Here is a 16,148-nt window from a genome sequence, read left to right as displayed (position 1 = left end):
GACCTCTATGATCTTTCGCTTTCGTCCCCTGCTGGCTCTACTGATCGCTCTCAGCGTTACCTCGACTGCGACGCTGGCGCAATCGGCGGCCGATCTTGGCGCCAGCAAACCGCGCAAGGTATCCGAGCTGCCGTTGCAGCCGGACACCAATGAAGCCAGCGCGGCGCTGATCTCGGCGCACCTGCTCACCCGCTTCCACTACGACGCGCAGCCGCTCGACGATGCGATGTCGCAGAAGATCTACGCGCTGTACTTCAAGCTGCTCGACGGCGAGAAGGTGTTCTTCACGCAGGAAGACATGGCGAAGTTCGCCAAGTACAAGGACCAGTTCGGCAACGCGATCTGGAATAAGGATCTCTCCGGTCCGTTCGACATCTTCAACCAGTACATCCTGCGCGCCATCGACCGCATGAACTACGCGCGCGGCCTGTTGAAGCAGGGCTTCGACTTCAACACCAACGACACCTACGCCATCGACCGCAAGAAGGCCGACTGGCCGAAGGACAAGGCCGAGCTGGACGACTTGTGGCGCAAGCGCACCATGAACGATTGGCTGCGCCTGAAACTGGCCGGCAAGACCGATGACGACATCCGCAAGACGCTGGACAAGCGCTACAGCAACTACATCGATCGCGTGAAACAGCTCGACGGCCAGGACGCGTTCCAGACGTTCATGACCGCGTATGCGAACTCCACCGATCCACATACCGACTACATGGGCCCACGCGCGGCCGAGAACTTCGACATCTCGATGAAGCTCTCGCTGGAAGGCATCGGCGCGGTGCTGCAGCAGCGCGACGATTACACCGCGATCCGCGAACTCGTGCCCGGCGGTCCGGCGATCAAGTCCGGCAAGCTGCACGTGGGCGACTACGTGCTCGGCGTTGGCCAAGGCGAAAGCGGTCCCCTGACGGATGTGGTCGGCTGGCGCATCGACGACGTGGTCAACCTCATCCGCGGCAAGAAAGACACCACCGTGCGCCTGGAGATCGTGCCCGGCGACCAGGGCACCGACGGCAAGCACGAAAGCATCACGCTGGTGCGCAAGAAAGTCACCATCGAAGAGCAGGCCGCCAAGAAGAAGGTCATCGAAATCACCGATGCCGGCGTCACCCGCAAGATCGGCGTGATCGAACTGCCGATGTTCTATTCCGACTTCGGCGCGCGCAGTGAAGGCGACAAGAACTTCAAGAGCGCCACCCGCGACGTCGCCAAACTGCTGGGCGAACTGAAAACCGAAGGCGTGCAGGGTGTGGTGATCGATCTGCGCAATAACGGCGGTGGTTCGCTGTACGAGGCGAACGAGCTCACTGGCCTGTTCATCGATAAGGGTCCGGTGGTGCAGGTGCGCGATGCACGTGGCCAAGTGCAGGTGCAGGGCGATGACGATCCGGGCATGTCCTGGAGCGGTCCGCTGGCGGTGCTGGTCAATCGCGGCACAGCCTCGGCCTCGGAGATTTTCTCCGCGGCCATTCAGGATTACGGCCGCGGCCTGGTGATCGGCACGCAGACCTTCGGCAAGGGCACGGTGCAGACACTGATCGACCTCAACCGCTTCGCCGCCGATCCCGACAGCAAGCCGGACTACGGCGCGCTGAAGATGACCGTGCAGGAATTCTTCCGCATCAATGGCGGTTCCACGCAGCTACGTGGCGTTACGCCGGACATGCAGTATCCAGGCAACGGCGACGACAAGGAATTCGGCGAATCCACTTACGACAACGCGTTGCCGTGGACGCAGATCGCGCCGGCCGACTACAAGCCGGTGGCCGACATGAAGGCGTATCTGCCGCAGCTTGAGCAGATGCATGACGCGCGTGTCGCTAAGTCGCCGGCTTGGCAGCTGATGCTGGACGAACTCGCTCAGTACAAAAAGCTGGCCGACCGCGCCTCCATCTCGCTGAACTACGACCAGCGCGAGACCGAGCGCAAGCAGTTGGATGCGATCCAGGCCGAGTTCCGCACGCGCCACAAAGCGATCGACGGTGGCACTGCCGACGTTGACGATGAGGCTCAGCTCGACGACGGCCTCAACCCGAACGAGCGCAGCCTGAAGTCGGAGCTGAAGGAACAGGAAGAGGCCAAGAAAGCACCCGATCCGCAGTTGCAGGAAACCTCGCACGTCCTGTTTGACGCGATCGGCCTGATCGATGCCAACCCGAAGCTGGCCGCAGAAGTGCTGCCGTATGGCGGCAAGCTGGGCGATAGTGCATCGATGGCTTCGACGAATGGAGCGATGGCGCTGCCGACACCGATGACGGAGCCGGGTGCGTCGCAAGCGCCGAAGCCGGCGTCGTCGACAGGCGGTAAGTAAGCCACTCGGCAGGACAAAAAAAGCAGCGCTCCGGCGCTGCTTTTTTATTTGCGTCGCGGTCTCTCGCTCGTCATTCCGGCGCAGGCCGGAATCCAGTCAAAACATGACGTGCGAAGCACACGACATAAAAAGATTTTGTGTGCTTCGCACGACGTACTAAAACTGGATTCCGGCCTGCGCCGGAATGACGGTGAGGTAGCGCCGGAGGCTGTGGCAAGGCGATGGATATATGGATCTTTTGGAGCGAGTATGGCCGCAAGCCTCTCGGCGCCAGGGATCTTCCGCCCATGAACCTGCTCTCCAACCTCGCTCTAGCCGGCGGCCTGGCCTGGGCCAGCGGTATCCGCCTCTACGCCACGCTGTTCATTGCCGGTCTGCTTGGCCGGCTGGGTTACGTCACGCTGCCGCCGGGTCTGGAAGTGCTTAGCCACAACTGGGTGCTGATTACTTGCGGAGTGCTGATGGTGGGCGAATTTCTTGCCGACAAAGTACCCGTGTTCGACAGCGTGTGGGATTCCATCCATACCTTCATCCGCATTCCCGTTGGCACCTTGCTGGCGTGGGGCGTGTTCAAGAACGCGGGCGTGGACGAGCAGGTGGCCGCGGCGCTGCTAGGTGGCGCGGTGGTTACGGGCACGCATCTGGCCAAGTCGGGCACGCGCGCCTTGATCAATACCTCGCCGGAGCCTTTCAGCAATTGGGGCGCCAGTGCGGGTGAGGATATTTCGTTGCTGGGGATTCTCTATCTGACGTGGCAGCACCCGCTGGTGCTGTTGATTCTGCTGGCACTGTTTATCGTGCTGATCTGTTGGTTGCTGCCGAAGATCGTGCGTGGATGGCGAGCGATTTTCGCGCAGTTGCGCAAGCTCGTCGGCGCGTCACCTTCTGCGTAATCCTCATGGCCGTCATTCCCGCTTCCGCGGGAATGACGGCCATTTGGGGTACGTGACGCGCTTAACTGGATTTCGCCTTGTCCTTCGCCTTCTGCTGCTTCTGCCACTCCTGAAATTCCGTCACTTGCGGCAAATCACGCAGCAGCTTCGAATGCGGATCGATGATCACCAACGCATCCGCAGGCACCTCAAGCTTGCCTTCGCCATGCGTCATCGGCAGTACGTGCAGCGAGCCATCCACCTGTACTTCCACCGGCATCGGGAAAGGCAGGTCGTGCGGTGTACGCCAGCGCAAACTGAGCGTGTTGCCCTGACGTTGCTCATCCAGCGCCGGCAACGCGGCCTGGTACAGGTACACATTGAAGAACCAGCTCAGGTCGCGGCCAGTCACCTTGTTCACGATGTCGATGAAATCGTGCGCGCTGGCGTAGTGCGGCGTGAAGTGGCCGGGCTTCGGATCGGGCGTGTCATACACCAGCACGCGCAGGCATTCGAAGAACTCGCGGTCGCCGATCAGCGTGCGCAGCGAGTGCAGCATCAATGCGCCCTTATCGTAGATGTCCAGGCCAGGGCCGTGCTCATCGTCATAAACCTGTGCTTCGGTCTTGCTGCTGCCAGACACGACGGGATAACGATCACGCAGTGCCAGGCGCATCTTGTCGAGCCAGGCGTAGTAGCCCCTGTCGCCGTTGATCGCCTGGCTGTATAGGGGTTGCATGTACGTCGCGAAGGCTTCGTGCAACCACATGTCGTCCCAGTCGGCATTGGTCACTTGGTTGCCGAACCACTCGTGCGCGAATTCATGCTGCAGCAGCCAGTCGAAGCCGCTGCCGTCCTTCGCGTAGTGATTGCCGTAGGCGTTGATGGTCTGGTGCTCCATGCCCAGATACGGTGTCTCCACCACGCCCATCTTTTCGTCACCGAAGGGGTAGGGGCCGATCATCGCTTCGTTGAAGGCCAGCATGCGCGGAAATTCGGCAAACAGCTTGCGCGCTTGCTCCTCCTCGCCGGACAGATACCAATATTGCAGCGGAATCACGTTGCCATAGCGGCTGTGGTACTCGCCGGTGAGCTCCTGATACGGACCCACATTGATGGAAATCGCATACGTGGTCGGATGCTTGGCACGCCAGTGATAGGTGCGCTTGTCGCCCTCGTCGCTGATGCCGATCAGCACGCCGTTGCCGGGTGCCACCAGTGGCTTAGGCACGGTCACGTACAGATCGACCAGATCGGGCTTGCCCTGCGGATGATCGATGCACGGCCAGAACAGATCGCAGCCTTCGCCTTCCACCGCGCTGCCTACCCACGGCTGGCCGTCTTTCGTGTGGCTCCATACGAAGCCGCCATCCCACGGCGCCTTCTTCGCCACGTGCGGCTGGCCGCCATAGTGCACGGTAGTGGCGACGTGTTCGCCGGCACTCAGCGTGCGTGGCAACTGGATGCGCAAGCGTCCTTCCGGATTGCTCCAATCGGTGGCAGCAACCAGTTTACCGTCCAGCTCGATAGCGCTGATCGGCAGGTTGCGATCCAGATCCAGCACCAGCACGTTGGTAGGCTCGCGCGCGGTGAAACTCAGCGTGGCGGTAGCATCGATGCGCTGCTGCGAAGGATCGACCGCGATATGCAGCTCCGCATGATCGAAATGCACGCGCTTCTGTTCGGCCGGCATCACACCGCCGGAATTTTCCGTGAGTGCGGTGAGCGGCGGTTGATGCTGTTGGACGCTGGCGCAGCCGGCAAGGCTGGCGACGAGACTGATGGCGAGCAGGGCAGGACGCAGTGGGCGCATGGGTTGGAATGCCAGGTGGAGTATCCGGGCATCATGCGGTGTTGCACGGCGGCGCGACTAAGCCAGAAGTCATGCAAGGGCGACAAGCTCCTCCCCCTGCTTGCAGGGGGAGGTTGGGAGGGGGTGAACACTTGCGGGGAAGTTCATGGCAAGTACTCACCCCACCCCAACCCTCCCCTGCAAGCAGGGGAGGGAGTTATTCGAGGTGTCATGTAGATAATTTACGGCAATGTTCAGCCGTACCGCTTGCTCAACAACGCATACATCGCCCGCAACCCCATCGCCTCGCCGCCGCGCGGACGGCCGGGACGATCAGCGTCGTTCCATGCATAGGTATCCAGATGCAGCCATGGCATGCCTTCCGGAATGAAGCGCTCCATAAACAGCGCCGCGGTGATCGCGCCGGCATGGCGGGATGCGCCCGCATTGGCGAAATCGGCGAGATAAGACTCCAACAACTTGCGGTACGGACGCCACAGCGGCAACCGCCACAGCGGATCGGCGACGGCATTGCCGCAAGCTAGAGCGGCTTCGGCGAGCGCATCGTCGTTGGCGAACAGCGCCGGCAGATCGGGGCCAAGTGCCACACGCGCCGCGCCAGTAAGTGTGGCGAAGTCGATGATCAACTCTGGCTTCTGCTCGGCCGCGTAGGCCAGTGCATCGCACAGAATCAGGCGGCCTTCGGCGTCAGTGTTGTCGATCTCCACGCTGTGGCCGGCGCGCGTGACCACCACATCGCCCGGCCGCATCGCGTTGCCGGCCACCGCGTTCTCCACCGCCGGCACCAGCAGCGTGAGCCGCACAGGCAGTTTCGCTTCCATCACCAATCCGGCCAGCGCGATCGCGTGCGAGGCGCCGCCCATGTCCTTCTTCATCCAGCGCATGCCATCGGAGGATTTCAGATCCAGGCCGCCGGTGTCGAAGCACACGCCCTTACCGACCAGCACTACTTTCGGATCGCTGGCCTTGCCCCAGCTCAATTCGACCAAACGCGGCGGACGATGGCTGGCGCGCCCGACGGCGTGGATAGTGGGGAAATTGTCTTCCAGCAGTTCGTCACCCACCCACTCGCGCACCTTCGCTTTGTACGTCTTGCCGAGCGCCTTGATCTGGTCGGCGAGCTGCTTGGGCCCCAAGTCTTCGGTCGGTAAGTTGACCAGGTCGCGCACGAAGTAGGTGGCTTCGATTTGCGGCGTCAGCGCAGCTAGCGTTTCCGCGCTGACCACCAGCGGCGAACCCGGACGCTTGGCATTGCGGTAACGAGTGAACTGATACGCGCCCAGCGCCCAGCCGAGTGCGGCGAGTTCCGCGTCCAGCGGCACGCTTTCCGCAGCTAAACTGTATTCGCCGGTAGGCAGCATCAGCGGTAGGGCTGCCAAAGCGGCGAGGGGATCCTGCCGTTCCACGCCGACCAGTACACGCGCCAGCTTGCCGTTCGTATCCGGCACCAGGCACACGCTGCCGGGTTTTGCGTCGAAGCCATTCTCATCCAGCCAGCTGCGCTGTGCGGCGTTCAAGCGCTTGCGCGTGGTGGCGAGATGCACGGGGTCGGTGGCTTCAACGGGCGTAGGAGCGCGACGGTTGGAGCGTTGGGCGATAAGGGCGGGCATGCGGTTCCTTGCGCATGGCATGCGCGGGTGATGAGGATTGGCGGAAGATGATGCGCGTTTTTGCTTGGGGCTTCAAAACCATCCGCTTCCCCCTCTCCCTTTGGGAGAGGGGTTGGGGTGAGGGTACGATCAGCGCGTGATGGTGAAGACTTGTACAAGAAGCCGACATCGCGCTTCGCTCGCACCCTCACCCCCGGCCCCTCTCCCGAAGGGAGAGGGGAGTGCTAGATGGGCCGCTCGAGCCACTCCACCAGCGCCGCCAGATCCCGCAAATCCAAATCCGGCGCCGCCCCCAGCGTGCCCGGCCACGGGTGCCCCGCACGATTGATCCACGCCGTGCGCAACCCCGCGTCGCGAGCACCGACCACGTCCAGCTCGGGATCGTCGCCCACGTGCAGGATGTTCTCGGGCGCAATGCCAAGCTTCTCGGCGGCGGCGAGGAAGATACGCGCATCGGGCTTGGCTGCGCCGACATCGCGTGAGCTGATGCGGTGCGCGAAGTGCAGATGCAGGCCGATGCGTTCCAGGTCGGCGTTGCCGTTGGTGAGGCTGGCGACCGGCCATGCGGCGCGCAGGCGTTCGAGCGCGGGCAGCGCATCGGGGTAGAGTTCCACGCTGTTGCGTGCGGCGGCGAAGACTTCAAATAGCGCATCCAACGGTGCTTCGCTGATGCCGCAGGCATCGAACGCACGTTGCATGGTGAGGTAGCGCTGCGCGGTGAAGTCATGCGCCAAGTCGATGCGCTCGGCGGCCACCTGTGCGCGCAATTCACGCAGCGCTGGAATGGGCCAGGTCTTCGCTACCTGCGGGTAGTGCAGCCGCAGGTAGTTGTTCAGATCGCGATCCGCCCGCTCCAGGGCCGGCATGACCGGCCACAGGGTGTCGTCCAGATCGATCGTGATGGCGAGGATTTGCATGGCGAGCGAGTGATCAGAAGTGAGGAGTGAGAGAAGTGCCGCGTACGTCTTTGCTCTTACTTACTCCTCACTCCTCTCCACTCACTTCTCGACGTCAGCGCGACTGAATGCGCAGCGTCTGGCCGGTGCGCACAGTGTTGTCCTTCAGGTGATTCCAGGTGCGGATCTGCGCCACGTCCACGCCGTGCTTGCGCGCGATGGAGTACAGCGTTTCGCCAGCGCCAACCCGATAAGTGCGCGCCGGCTTCTGCTCGACGCTGGCCACCTTCTTCTTGGCTTCGACCTTGCTCTCGACGCTTGCGGCCTTGCTGCCGATTTTCGCAGTGGTCTTGCTGACGGGTACCTTGCTTACGCTCACGTACGCATCGCTGGTGACTTTGGCGAAGCTGCTACCGCGGCCGGCGGCGGCCAGTTCGGTGAACGCATCGCCGCGGACGCCCTTCAGACTGCTCGGCTGCGGCGCGGTGGTTACCACGGCACCGGTGACCTTGTTCAGCGACGGCGTGGCGGGCGTTGCCGGGCGTGCCGCCGCGGCAGCAATGGCAGCCGGCGCCGGACGAGCCGCCGGTGCGGCAGCAATCTGCGAGGGCTCGGCGCTGGCGCGCGCACCGACCTGGGCCAGAATGCGGCTGCGGCGCGAATCATCCATCGCAATTAGCGCGCTGCCTGCCTGATAGGGCACCAGCGAGTGCGCGCGCAATGCTGCTTCGCCCTTCGCGCTCAGCGTGAAATCCACGAATTCCTTCGCCGCCGCCGCGTTCGGGCTGGATGGATTGGTTACCAGATATAGCGGTACAAACAACGGATACGCGCCACTGGCGACCGTGCCCGCGCTCGCCGCCGTGCCATCGATGCGCAGCATCTTGATCTTCGAATTGCCCGCCACGCTCGACAGCGTGGTCACGCCGAAACCGCGCGGATCGAGCATCACCGACTGCTCAAGCTGCGTGGTGTTTACATACAAGCGCGGTGCGGCCACTGGCTGGCTGCCGCGGCCGAACAACAGCTTGCGCAAGCTGTATTCCACACCGTCGCCGGGGCTGGCTACCGCGAACACATCGATCGGCGCGTCGCTGCCGCCGACTTCCTTCCAGTTGGTGATCTTGCCGAAATAGATGTCGTGCACCTGCTGCAGCGTGAGGCTGCTCACCGGATTGGCCGGGCTGGTGACCAGCACCAGGCCGTCCCACGCCACCGGCGTAAAGGTAAGGCCGCTATCGACCGAGCTACCGGAACTGGGACGCGCGCTGCCGGCGATGTCAGCCGAACCGCCGGACACCGCATCCAAACCCGAAGCGGTGTTGAACGGCTGGATTTGAAGCGCGCCGTGGCCGGACGACTGCCAGGCCTTGGCCACGCCCTTGACCACGCTGTTGGCGGTGACCACGTCGCCGCGCCAGGTGAGCGACTGCGTAGCCGCGGCAAGCACGGCAGTGGAAAGAGCGGCGCTGGTCAGGGCGACGGAAAGCAGACGGGTGATGCGTACGGGCATAAAAAGGCGCGACCTGCTAAAGAGGGAAATGATGCGAGTGTGCCGTCGACGACACACGAACGTAGTGACGGGTTACCGTATTTCAGCGGTCCCGGACCAAAACATCAAGCAATTATGTCCATGAACATCGAGTACGTTCATGGAGTTGCATCCAATAGTTGAGCTGGATAGGAAATAGGTGTCGCGTTTTCCGTTTGGCTTTGAGTCATCGTTGCTGTGCTCCCTACCCCTGCGCGCAGAGTAGGGAGCACCGTCAATTTACTGCACCACCACGTAATTCAGGCCCTCATCGGTGGCCACCAGCAGCACCAGCTGACGCGGACGCATGGCGACCAGGCCCTGCAGATCGCGCAAGCTGGTGATGCGTCGGTTGCCGATGCCGACGATCACCTCGCCGGCAGAGAGCCCCGCCTGCGCGGCGCGGCTGCTTGGATTTACCGTCGCCACCGCGACGCCCGCCATGCCCTGGCTGGCCTGTTCATCGCTCAACTCGCTGAAGGTCACGCCGGTGAGGCGTGGATCGAGTCGGGTGCCGTCCAAGGTGGCGAGCTTCTGCGGCGTGAGCTGCGCGGTGAGCTTGCGCGGCGTGTTGTTGCGCAGCGCGGTCAGGTTCACCGTGCTGTTGGGCGGCATCAAGCCCAGCGCATTGTTGAGCTGGTCCGAATTCTGCAGCGCCTGGCCGTTCACCGCGGTGATCACGTCGCCCACTTCCAACCCCGCGTGATCGGCCGCCGAGCCCGGCAGCACGCGCGTCACCACCGCGCCTTCGTTGCTCTTCAGGCCCAGCATGCGTGCGATGTTCGGCGTGATGTCCTGCGTCTGCGCGCCCAAGCTGCCGCGATTGACCTTGCCGTGCGCGATCAGCTGATCCATCACCTCGCTGGCGATCTTGGTAGGAATGGCAAAACCAATGCCGACGTTGCCGCCCGACGGCGAGAGAATCATCGTGTTGATGCCCACCAGTTCACCGCGCAGGTTCACCAGCGCGCCGCCCGAATTGCCGGGATTGATCGACGCATCGGTTTGGATGAAGTTCTGGAAGCTCGACCCACCCAGGCCCGAGCGACCCAACGCGGAGACAATGCCCGACGTCACCGTCTGGCCCAGTCCGAACGGATCGCCCACCGCCACCACGAAATCGCCTACGCGCAGCGTGGAAGAATCGGCAATCGGCAATGCCTGCAGCTTGTCGGCAGTGATCTTCACCACCGCCACGTCGGTGGCCGGATCGGTACCCACCAAAGTGCCTTTGACATTGCGCCCATCTTGCAGCGTCACCGTGATGTCGTCGGCGCCGCCCACCACGTGATTGTTAGTGAGCACATAACCCTTCGCGGCATCCACGATCACGCCCGAACCCAGGCTCTGTTCCACCTGTTCGCGCGGCGAGCCTTGCAGCCCGAAGAACTGTCGGAACACTGGATCGTCGAAGAACGGATTGCTCACCCGTACGCGCGTCTTGGTTGAAATGTTCACCACCGCCGGCGTCACCTTTTCCAGCATCGGCGCCAGCGAAGGCAGCGGTTGGCCGTTGACGGCCGGTGGCAATCCGGCTTGCGTGCGCAGCGGTAGAACGGCGAATGAAGCCGCGGCGAGAAGGGCAGTAAAACTGCGGAGAAAACGCGGATGCATGAAGTCTCCTTGGTCAAGAAAAAACTGCTTGTTCGACTCGACATGGCGCGGACGGTTCCCAAGCATGCACCGTGCCTTTGGTACGAATACAAGTGCTTGATTCGCAGCGAGGCATCCTTGAGGCCGCGTGTCAGTTTGCCTCCCTGTCACAAATCAGTACGCCGGAGGAATATTTTCAGCGCATTGCTCGTCGTGATGCAGTCAGCTCTTTACATCCATCGGTGGCGGGGGTAACGTTCGCCCAGTCGCAACCACAACATCTTGTGTGCGGGGTTCGGTCCGCCACCCAAGTGCTGGGGCTGGATGAATAACGTCAGGAGGGGCTGCCGCTGTTCGCGAAAAAACGCCGAACCCGATTTTCACGCGCGGGCGTGAACCGGGTACGACAGGGCTTTTTTCCGTCACTGACGCCACAACACTTCTACCTATAAGAAACCAACGGGGCCGTGAGGCCATGCCAGGAGGTCAGGAAGCCGATGAGCACCTTGCGTGCAACAAACACCAATCGCGATGCCGCTGCCATTCCGCTGCAACCCGCGTCGCTGGACATCTGGGACAAGAAGTACCGCCTGCGCACCAAGACCGGCGAGCCGGTGGATGCTGCCATCGACGACACCTGGAAGCGTGTCGCGCGCGCTCTGTCCGACGTGGAAGCCACACCGGAGCTTCGCGAACACTGGTTCGAGCGTTTCCTGTGGGCGCTGCGCCGCGGTGCGATTCCTGCCGGCCGCATTACCTCCAACGCCGGCGCGCTGGAACACAAGCCCGCCACCTCCACCATCAACTGCACTGTGTCCGGCACCATCCGCGATTCGATGGACGACATCCTGCAGAAGGTGCATGAGGCAGGGCTTACGCTGAAAGCCGGGTGCGGTATCGGCTACGAATTTAGTACGTTGCGCCCGCGCGGCGCATACGTGTCGGGTGCTGGCGCATACACCAGCGGCCCGCTGTCGTTCATGGATATCTACGACAAGATGTGCTTCACCGTCTCGTCGGCCGGCGGTCGCCGCGGTGCGCAGATGGGCACATTCGATGTCAGCCATCCCGACGTCAAAGAATTCATCCGCGCCAAGCGCGAGAACGGCCGCCTGCGCCAGTTCAATCTCTCGCTGCTGATCACCGATGGCTTCATGCAGGCCGTCGAGCACGATCAGGATTGGCCGATGGTCTTCCCGGTGCACGTCAAAGAGCAGGGCGACATCGATCTCAACGACCCGAGCAAGGTCGTGTGGCGTGAATGGCCCACACACGAGAACTATGTCGAACGCGAGGACGGCCTGGTCGCTTGCAAGATCTACGGCCACATCCGTGCGCGGCACCTGTGGGACATGATCATGGTCTCTACGTACGATTTCGCGGAGCCTGGTTTCATCCTTATCGACAAAGTTAACGAGATGAACAACAACTGGTGGTGCGAGCATATCCGCGCTACCAACCCGTGTGTGACAGCGGATACCTGGGTGCAAACCGGCGAGGGTCCGCGCCAGGTCAGTGATTTGCTGGGCCGTGGCTTTATGGCTCGTGTGGACGGCAAAGATCATGGAACGGGCGCCGAGGGTTTCTTCCGCACGGCTACCAAGCCGGTGCTAACGCTGCAAACGGAAGAGGGCTATCGGCTGCGACTGACCGCTGACCACCGCGTGCGCCGCGTATCGCGTCTCACTCGTTGGAATGTGGAAACAGAATGGTGTGAGGCCGGCGAGCTGCGTACAGGCGATCGCGTGCTGCTGAATGACCATCGTGCCAACGCAAGCTGGAGTGGTGCGCTGACCGAAGAGCAGGGCTATCTGCTCGGCCTGCTGGTGGGTGACGGCACGCTTAAGCAGGAGGCGGCCGTCCTCTCGGTATGGACGCAGGCAGCGGCCGTTAACGCAGTCGGTAGCAGCGGTGCGCATGCCCTTATGGGCGAAGCATTGCGCTGCGCGCAGACGCTGCCACATCGCGCCGATTTCAATGGCTGGTCCGAGGTGCAGGGCCGTGGCGAATGGCGCCTGAAGTCTGCCGCGCTGCGTGACCTGGCTTTCGAGCTGGGCATGGCGCAAGGCGACAAGGCCATTACGCCTGCGCTTGAAAAGGCGTCCAGCGATGCCTATCGGGGCTTCCTGCGCGGCTTCTTCGATGCCGACGGTTCCGTGCAGGGCAGTCAGACAAAGGGCGTGTCCGTGCGCTTGGCGCAATCGGATATGGCGCGCCTGGAAGCGGTGCAGCGCATGTTGCTCCGCTTGGGTATCCCTTCCCGCATCTATCGTGATCGTCGCGTCGCGGGCAGCAGCATGCTCCCTGACGGCAACGGCGGTATGCGCGCCTATGCAACGCAGGCTCAGCACGAACTCGTCATTGCCGGTGAATCCCTATCGCGCTTCGATGAGCTGGTCGGCTTTGCCGATAGCAACAAGGCAGGGCGCCTGAAGTCGCTCTTGGCCGGTTATCGGCGCACTCTGAATCGCGAGCGCTTTGTCGCCACGGTGGCGACCCTCGATGCCGACGGTGTAGAAGACGTCTACGACGTACAGGTTCCCGGCATCAACACCTTCGACGGAAACGGCTTTCACGCACACAATTGCGGCGAGCAACCACTTCCGCCCTACGGCTCCTGCCTGCTCGGCTCCATCAACCTCACCACCTTCGTGCGTGATGCCTTCGGTCCCAAGGCTCGTTTCGATTGGGACGAATATCGCGAAGTCGTGAAGATCTTCACCCGCATGCTCGACAACGTGGTGGAGATCAACGGCCTGCCGCTGGAACAGCAGCGCAACGAAATCCTTTCCAAGCGCCGTCACGGCATGGGCTTCCTGGGCCTGGGCAGCACGCTGACCATGCTCAAGATGCGCTACGGCGCCGCTGATGCCGTGGCCTTCACCGAAGAAGTGTCGCGCGAGATGGCCGTGGCCGGCTGGGAGGTCGCACTCGACCTCGCCAAGGAAAAAGGCCCTGCGCCTGTGCTCACCAAGAACTACACCGTTACCGGCGACATGCTGCGCAAGCGTCCGGAGATGGTCGAGGACGGCTACAAGGTGGGCGATCTCATCCCCGGCCGCGTGCTGCACGCCAAGTACAGCCGCTATATGCAGCGCGTTGCCGAAGTGGCACCCAACCTCGTCAAGGAGCTGGCCGAAGTGGGTGCGCGCTTTACGCACCACAGCTCCATCGCCCCCACCGGCACCATCTCCCTGTCACTGGCCAACAACGCCAGCAATGGCATCGAGCCCAGCTTCGCTCATCACTATTCGCGCAACGTGATCCGCGAGGGCCGCAAGAGCAAAGAGAAGGTAGAGGTGTTCAGTTACGAGCTGCTCGCCTACCGCGCGCTGATCAACGCCGAGGCGATGCCGTTCAGCGACGACCCCAAGGCCAAGCTGCCCGACTACTTCGTTTCGGCCGACGACATCAGCCCCAAGGAGCACGTGGACATCCAGGCCGCGTCCCAGCTTTGGGTGGATTCGTCCATCTCCAAGACCGCAAACGTACCCACCGATTACCCTTACGAAGACTTCAAAGACATCTACTTCTACGCCTATAAACAGGGCCTCAAGGGATGCACCACGTTCCGCTTCAACCCCGCTGCATTCCAGGGCGTGCTGGTAAAAGAAGCCGATCTGGAAAACACCCTCTACCGCTTCGAATTAGAGGACGGTAGTGTTGTGGAACTGAAAGGCAACGAAGAAGTGGAGTACGACGGAGAGATGCACACCGCCGCCAATTTGTTCGATGCTTTGAAGGAAGGCTATTACGGAAAGTTTTAGTAGTAGTGGCACGCAACGCGAAATCGCGCTACGTTTCCGCACACACACCGTAAGCAAGCCTGATGAAGGTTCCATAACAAACGTCCGGAGGGGAATACCCGCATGTCTATCGATACCGAGTTCGAAGTGCACAATGACGATCTGCTCACACCGGCCGCTCCGGTAGCCGAAGAGCCCGCTCCTGCAGCGCCGAAGAAGGCTCGTCGCAAGAAAGCAGCCAAGAAAGCAGCCGCCAAGAAAGCCGCACCCGCCAAGAAGGCTGCGAAGAAAGCAGTGAAGAAGGCCGCCAAGAAGGGCGCAGCCAAGAAAGCCGCGAAGAAGGGTGTAGCCAAGAAGGCAGCCAAGAAAGGCGCTGCAAAGAAAGCCAGCAAGAAGGCCGCCAAGAAAGCCGGCCGCAAAGCTGCAAAGAAGGTCAGCAGCAAAAAGACGGCCCGCAAGGCCGCAGGTAAGAAGACGGCCAAAAAGGCCGCTAGCAAGAAAGCCGCCAAAAAAGCGGTGAAGAGGTCCACTGCCAGCAAGAAGGCCGGTCGTAAGGCGACCAAGAAAACCGCCAAGAAGGCCGCCCGCAAGAAGTAAGTCATGTGCAATCCGGCCCGGCGCGAGTCGGGCCGGATTTCTTTTTAGAAGGACCTGCCTCTCCATCGTTCATCGATAGCGAGGGGCCAAAGAATTCTCTCCCTCTCCCCTCCGGGGAGAGGGTTGGGGTGAGGGGACCAACCTCGCCACAGCGCTTGAAAAAGCCGCTAGCGAATCCACTCACTCCACCAGGCGCCACCACACATACAGGAACCACCAAACATGACGATCAAGATCGAAAAGAAGATCAAGGGCTACGAGGTCGTCAAACCCGAAGACAAAGCCGCGCTCGCCGCGCAGCAATCCGCTGCCGAGCAGCCCAAAGAACCGCCGATGGCGGAAGTCATCCAGATGCACGAGAGCCTGGAGCGTCCCGAGACGCTGATCGGCTCCACCTTCAAGATCAAATCCCCGCTGTTCGAGCACGCCCTGTACGTCACCATCAACGACATCGTGCTCAACGCCGGCACCGCCTACGAACAGCGCCGCCCCTTCGAGATCTTCATCAACTCGAAGAACATGGATCACTTCCAGTGGATCGTCGCGCTCACCCGCATCCTCTCCGCCGTGTTCCGCAAAGGCGGCGACGTCACCTTCATCGTCGAAGAACTCAAGGCCGTGTTCGACCCCCGCGGCGGCTACTTCAAAGCCGGCGGCATCTACATGCCCAGCATCGTCGCCGAGATCGGCGCGGTGATCGAACAGCACATGAAGAACATCGGCCTCATCCACGACCCTGAAATGAGCGACGCCCAGCGCGCCCTGATCGCCGAAAAACGCGCCGCCTACGAAAAGACTGCTCAAAAAAAAACTGAGCTAAGCCCCACCGATGCCGGCACCAACGACTCAGCCGGCTTCCCGCCCGGGGCTACGTTGTGTGCGAAGTGCAATACCAAAGCGTTGGTGTTGATGGATGGGTGTCAGACTTGTTTGAATTGTGGGTATAGCAAGTGTGGTTGAGCATCGCGTTGCTGTAGGAACACCCATAAAGTTGAACTAGTGCCCCCATAACGTTGAACTAAATAGGGTCATAAAGTTGAACTAAATCTTCCAGGCCAATTAAGCCTGTCCCAAAAGGGGCAGGCTTAATTTTTGGTTCGACTAAAACAGTGGCAAGTACTGACGATTTCTTCGCCTGCACGTAAGGGCTGGTCTTCGCCATAGGTCGCTCTAAGC

10 protein-coding genes are annotated in these 16,148 nt (G+C 61.7%); 5 read left to right on the top strand and 5 right to left on the bottom strand.

What is annotated here, in order from left to right; translation table 11 throughout:
- Positions 1–7: 7 nt before the first annotated feature.
- Together ISP18_RS14340 and ISP18_RS14335 are read left to right on the top strand one after the other, a co-directional pair.
- The gene (locus ISP18_RS14340; RefSeq protein WP_380013195.1) at positions 8–2,314 is read left to right on the top strand and encodes a carboxy terminal-processing peptidase; all 2,307 of its coding nucleotides are present in this window, start codon (positions 8–10) and stop codon (positions 2,312–2,314) included.
- A gap of 287 nt (positions 2,315–2,601) precedes the next feature.
- On the top strand, positions 2,602–3,207 hold the full coding sequence (locus ISP18_RS14335; protein WP_380013193.1) for a DUF4126 domain-containing protein: 606 nt from the start codon (positions 2,602–2,604) through the stop codon (positions 3,205–3,207).
- Positions 3,208–3,268: 61 nt separating this feature from the next.
- Here ISP18_RS14335 and ISP18_RS14330 read toward each other — a convergent pair whose 3' ends face one another.
- From ISP18_RS14330 to ISP18_RS14310, 5 genes are all read right to left on the bottom strand, one after another.
- Positions 3,269–4,999 carry a M1 family metallopeptidase gene (locus tag ISP18_RS14330; RefSeq protein ID WP_380013190.1) on the bottom strand — a complete coding sequence of 577 codons (1,731 nt, stop codon included), beginning with the start codon at positions 4,997–4,999 and terminating at the stop codon, positions 3,269–3,271.
- A 233-nt stretch (positions 5,000–5,232) separates the two neighbouring features.
- Positions 5,233–6,609 carry a leucyl aminopeptidase family protein gene (locus ISP18_RS14325; protein WP_380013187.1) on the bottom strand — a complete coding sequence of 459 codons (1,377 nt, stop codon included), beginning with the start codon at positions 6,607–6,609 and terminating at the stop codon, positions 5,233–5,235.
- A gap of 224 nt (positions 6,610–6,833) precedes the next feature.
- Entirely contained in the window at positions 6,834–7,526 is a 693-nt protein-coding gene (locus tag ISP18_RS14320; protein ID WP_380013184.1) for an HAD family hydrolase, read from the bottom strand.
- A 94-nt stretch (positions 7,527–7,620) separates the two neighbouring features.
- The gene (locus ISP18_RS14315) at positions 7,621–9,018 is read right to left on the bottom strand and encodes a LysM peptidoglycan-binding domain-containing protein (protein ID WP_380013181.1); all 1,398 of its coding nucleotides are present in this window, start codon (positions 9,016–9,018) and stop codon (positions 7,621–7,623) included.
- A 258-nt stretch (positions 9,019–9,276) separates the two neighbouring features.
- Complete coding sequence (locus ISP18_RS14310; RefSeq protein ID WP_380013178.1) at positions 9,277–10,650, bottom strand: DegQ family serine endoprotease; 1,374 nt, start codon at positions 10,648–10,650, stop codon at positions 9,277–9,279.
- A 476-nt stretch (positions 10,651–11,126) separates the two neighbouring features.
- On the opposite strand from ISP18_RS14310, the gene ISP18_RS14305 reads away from it, so the two are divergent.
- The 3 genes from ISP18_RS14305 (at position 11,127) to ISP18_RS14295 (ending at position 15,932) form a co-directional block, all read left to right on the top strand.
- Complete coding sequence (locus ISP18_RS14305) at positions 11,127–14,396, top strand: LAGLIDADG family homing endonuclease (protein ID WP_380013175.1); 3,270 nt, start codon at positions 11,127–11,129, stop codon at positions 14,394–14,396.
- Positions 14,397–14,498: 102 nt separating this feature from the next.
- Positions 14,499–14,972, top strand: a complete 474-nt coding sequence (locus ISP18_RS14300; protein WP_380013172.1) for a hypothetical protein — start codon at positions 14,499–14,501, stop codon at positions 14,970–14,972.
- 222 nt (positions 14,973–15,194) lie between these two features.
- Positions 15,195–15,932: a TSCPD domain-containing protein gene (locus tag ISP18_RS14295; RefSeq protein WP_380013169.1), complete on the top strand. Its 738-nt coding sequence runs from the start codon at positions 15,195–15,197 to the stop codon at positions 15,930–15,932.
- The last annotated feature ends 216 nt before the right edge of the window (positions 15,933–16,148 follow it).

Origin of the sequence: Dyella humi (assembly GCF_044904605.1) — a bacterium.
GTDB lineage: Bacteria > Pseudomonadota > Gammaproteobacteria > Xanthomonadales > Rhodanobacteraceae > Dyella_B > Dyella_B humi.
This window is presented reverse-complemented; position numbering and strand designations above follow the sequence as displayed.

Bases quoted from the DNA above. Each gene is read 5' to 3' on its own strand.
- ISP18_RS14340 (WP_380013195.1), top strand. From the start codon at position 8: ATGATCTTTCGCTTTCGTCCCCTGCTGGCTCTACTGATCGCTCTCAGC.
- ISP18_RS14335 (WP_380013193.1), top strand. From the start codon at position 2,602: ATGAACCTGCTCTCCAACCTCGCTCTAGCCGGCGGCCTGGCCTGGGCC.
- ISP18_RS14330 (WP_380013190.1), bottom strand. From the start codon at position 4,999: ATGCGCCCACTGCGTCCTGCCCTGCTCGCCATCAGTCTCGTCGCCAGC.
- ISP18_RS14325 (WP_380013187.1), bottom strand. From the start codon at position 6,609: ATGCCCGCCCTTATCGCCCAACGCTCCAACCGTCGCGCTCCTACGCCC.
- ISP18_RS14320 (WP_380013184.1), bottom strand. From the start codon at position 7,526: ATGCAAATCCTCGCCATCACGATCGATCTGGACGACACCCTGTGGCCG.
- ISP18_RS14315 (WP_380013181.1), bottom strand. From the start codon at position 9,018: ATGCCCGTACGCATCACCCGTCTGCTTTCCGTCGCCCTGACCAGCGCC.
- ISP18_RS14310 (WP_380013178.1), bottom strand. From the start codon at position 10,650: ATGCATCCGCGTTTTCTCCGCAGTTTTACTGCCCTTCTCGCCGCGGCT.
- ISP18_RS14305 (WP_380013175.1), top strand. From the start codon at position 11,127: ATGAGCACCTTGCGTGCAACAAACACCAATCGCGATGCCGCTGCCATT.
- ISP18_RS14300 (WP_380013172.1), top strand. From the start codon at position 14,499: ATGTCTATCGATACCGAGTTCGAAGTGCACAATGACGATCTGCTCACA.
- ISP18_RS14295 (WP_380013169.1), top strand. From the start codon at position 15,195: ATGACGATCAAGATCGAAAAGAAGATCAAGGGCTACGAGGTCGTCAAA.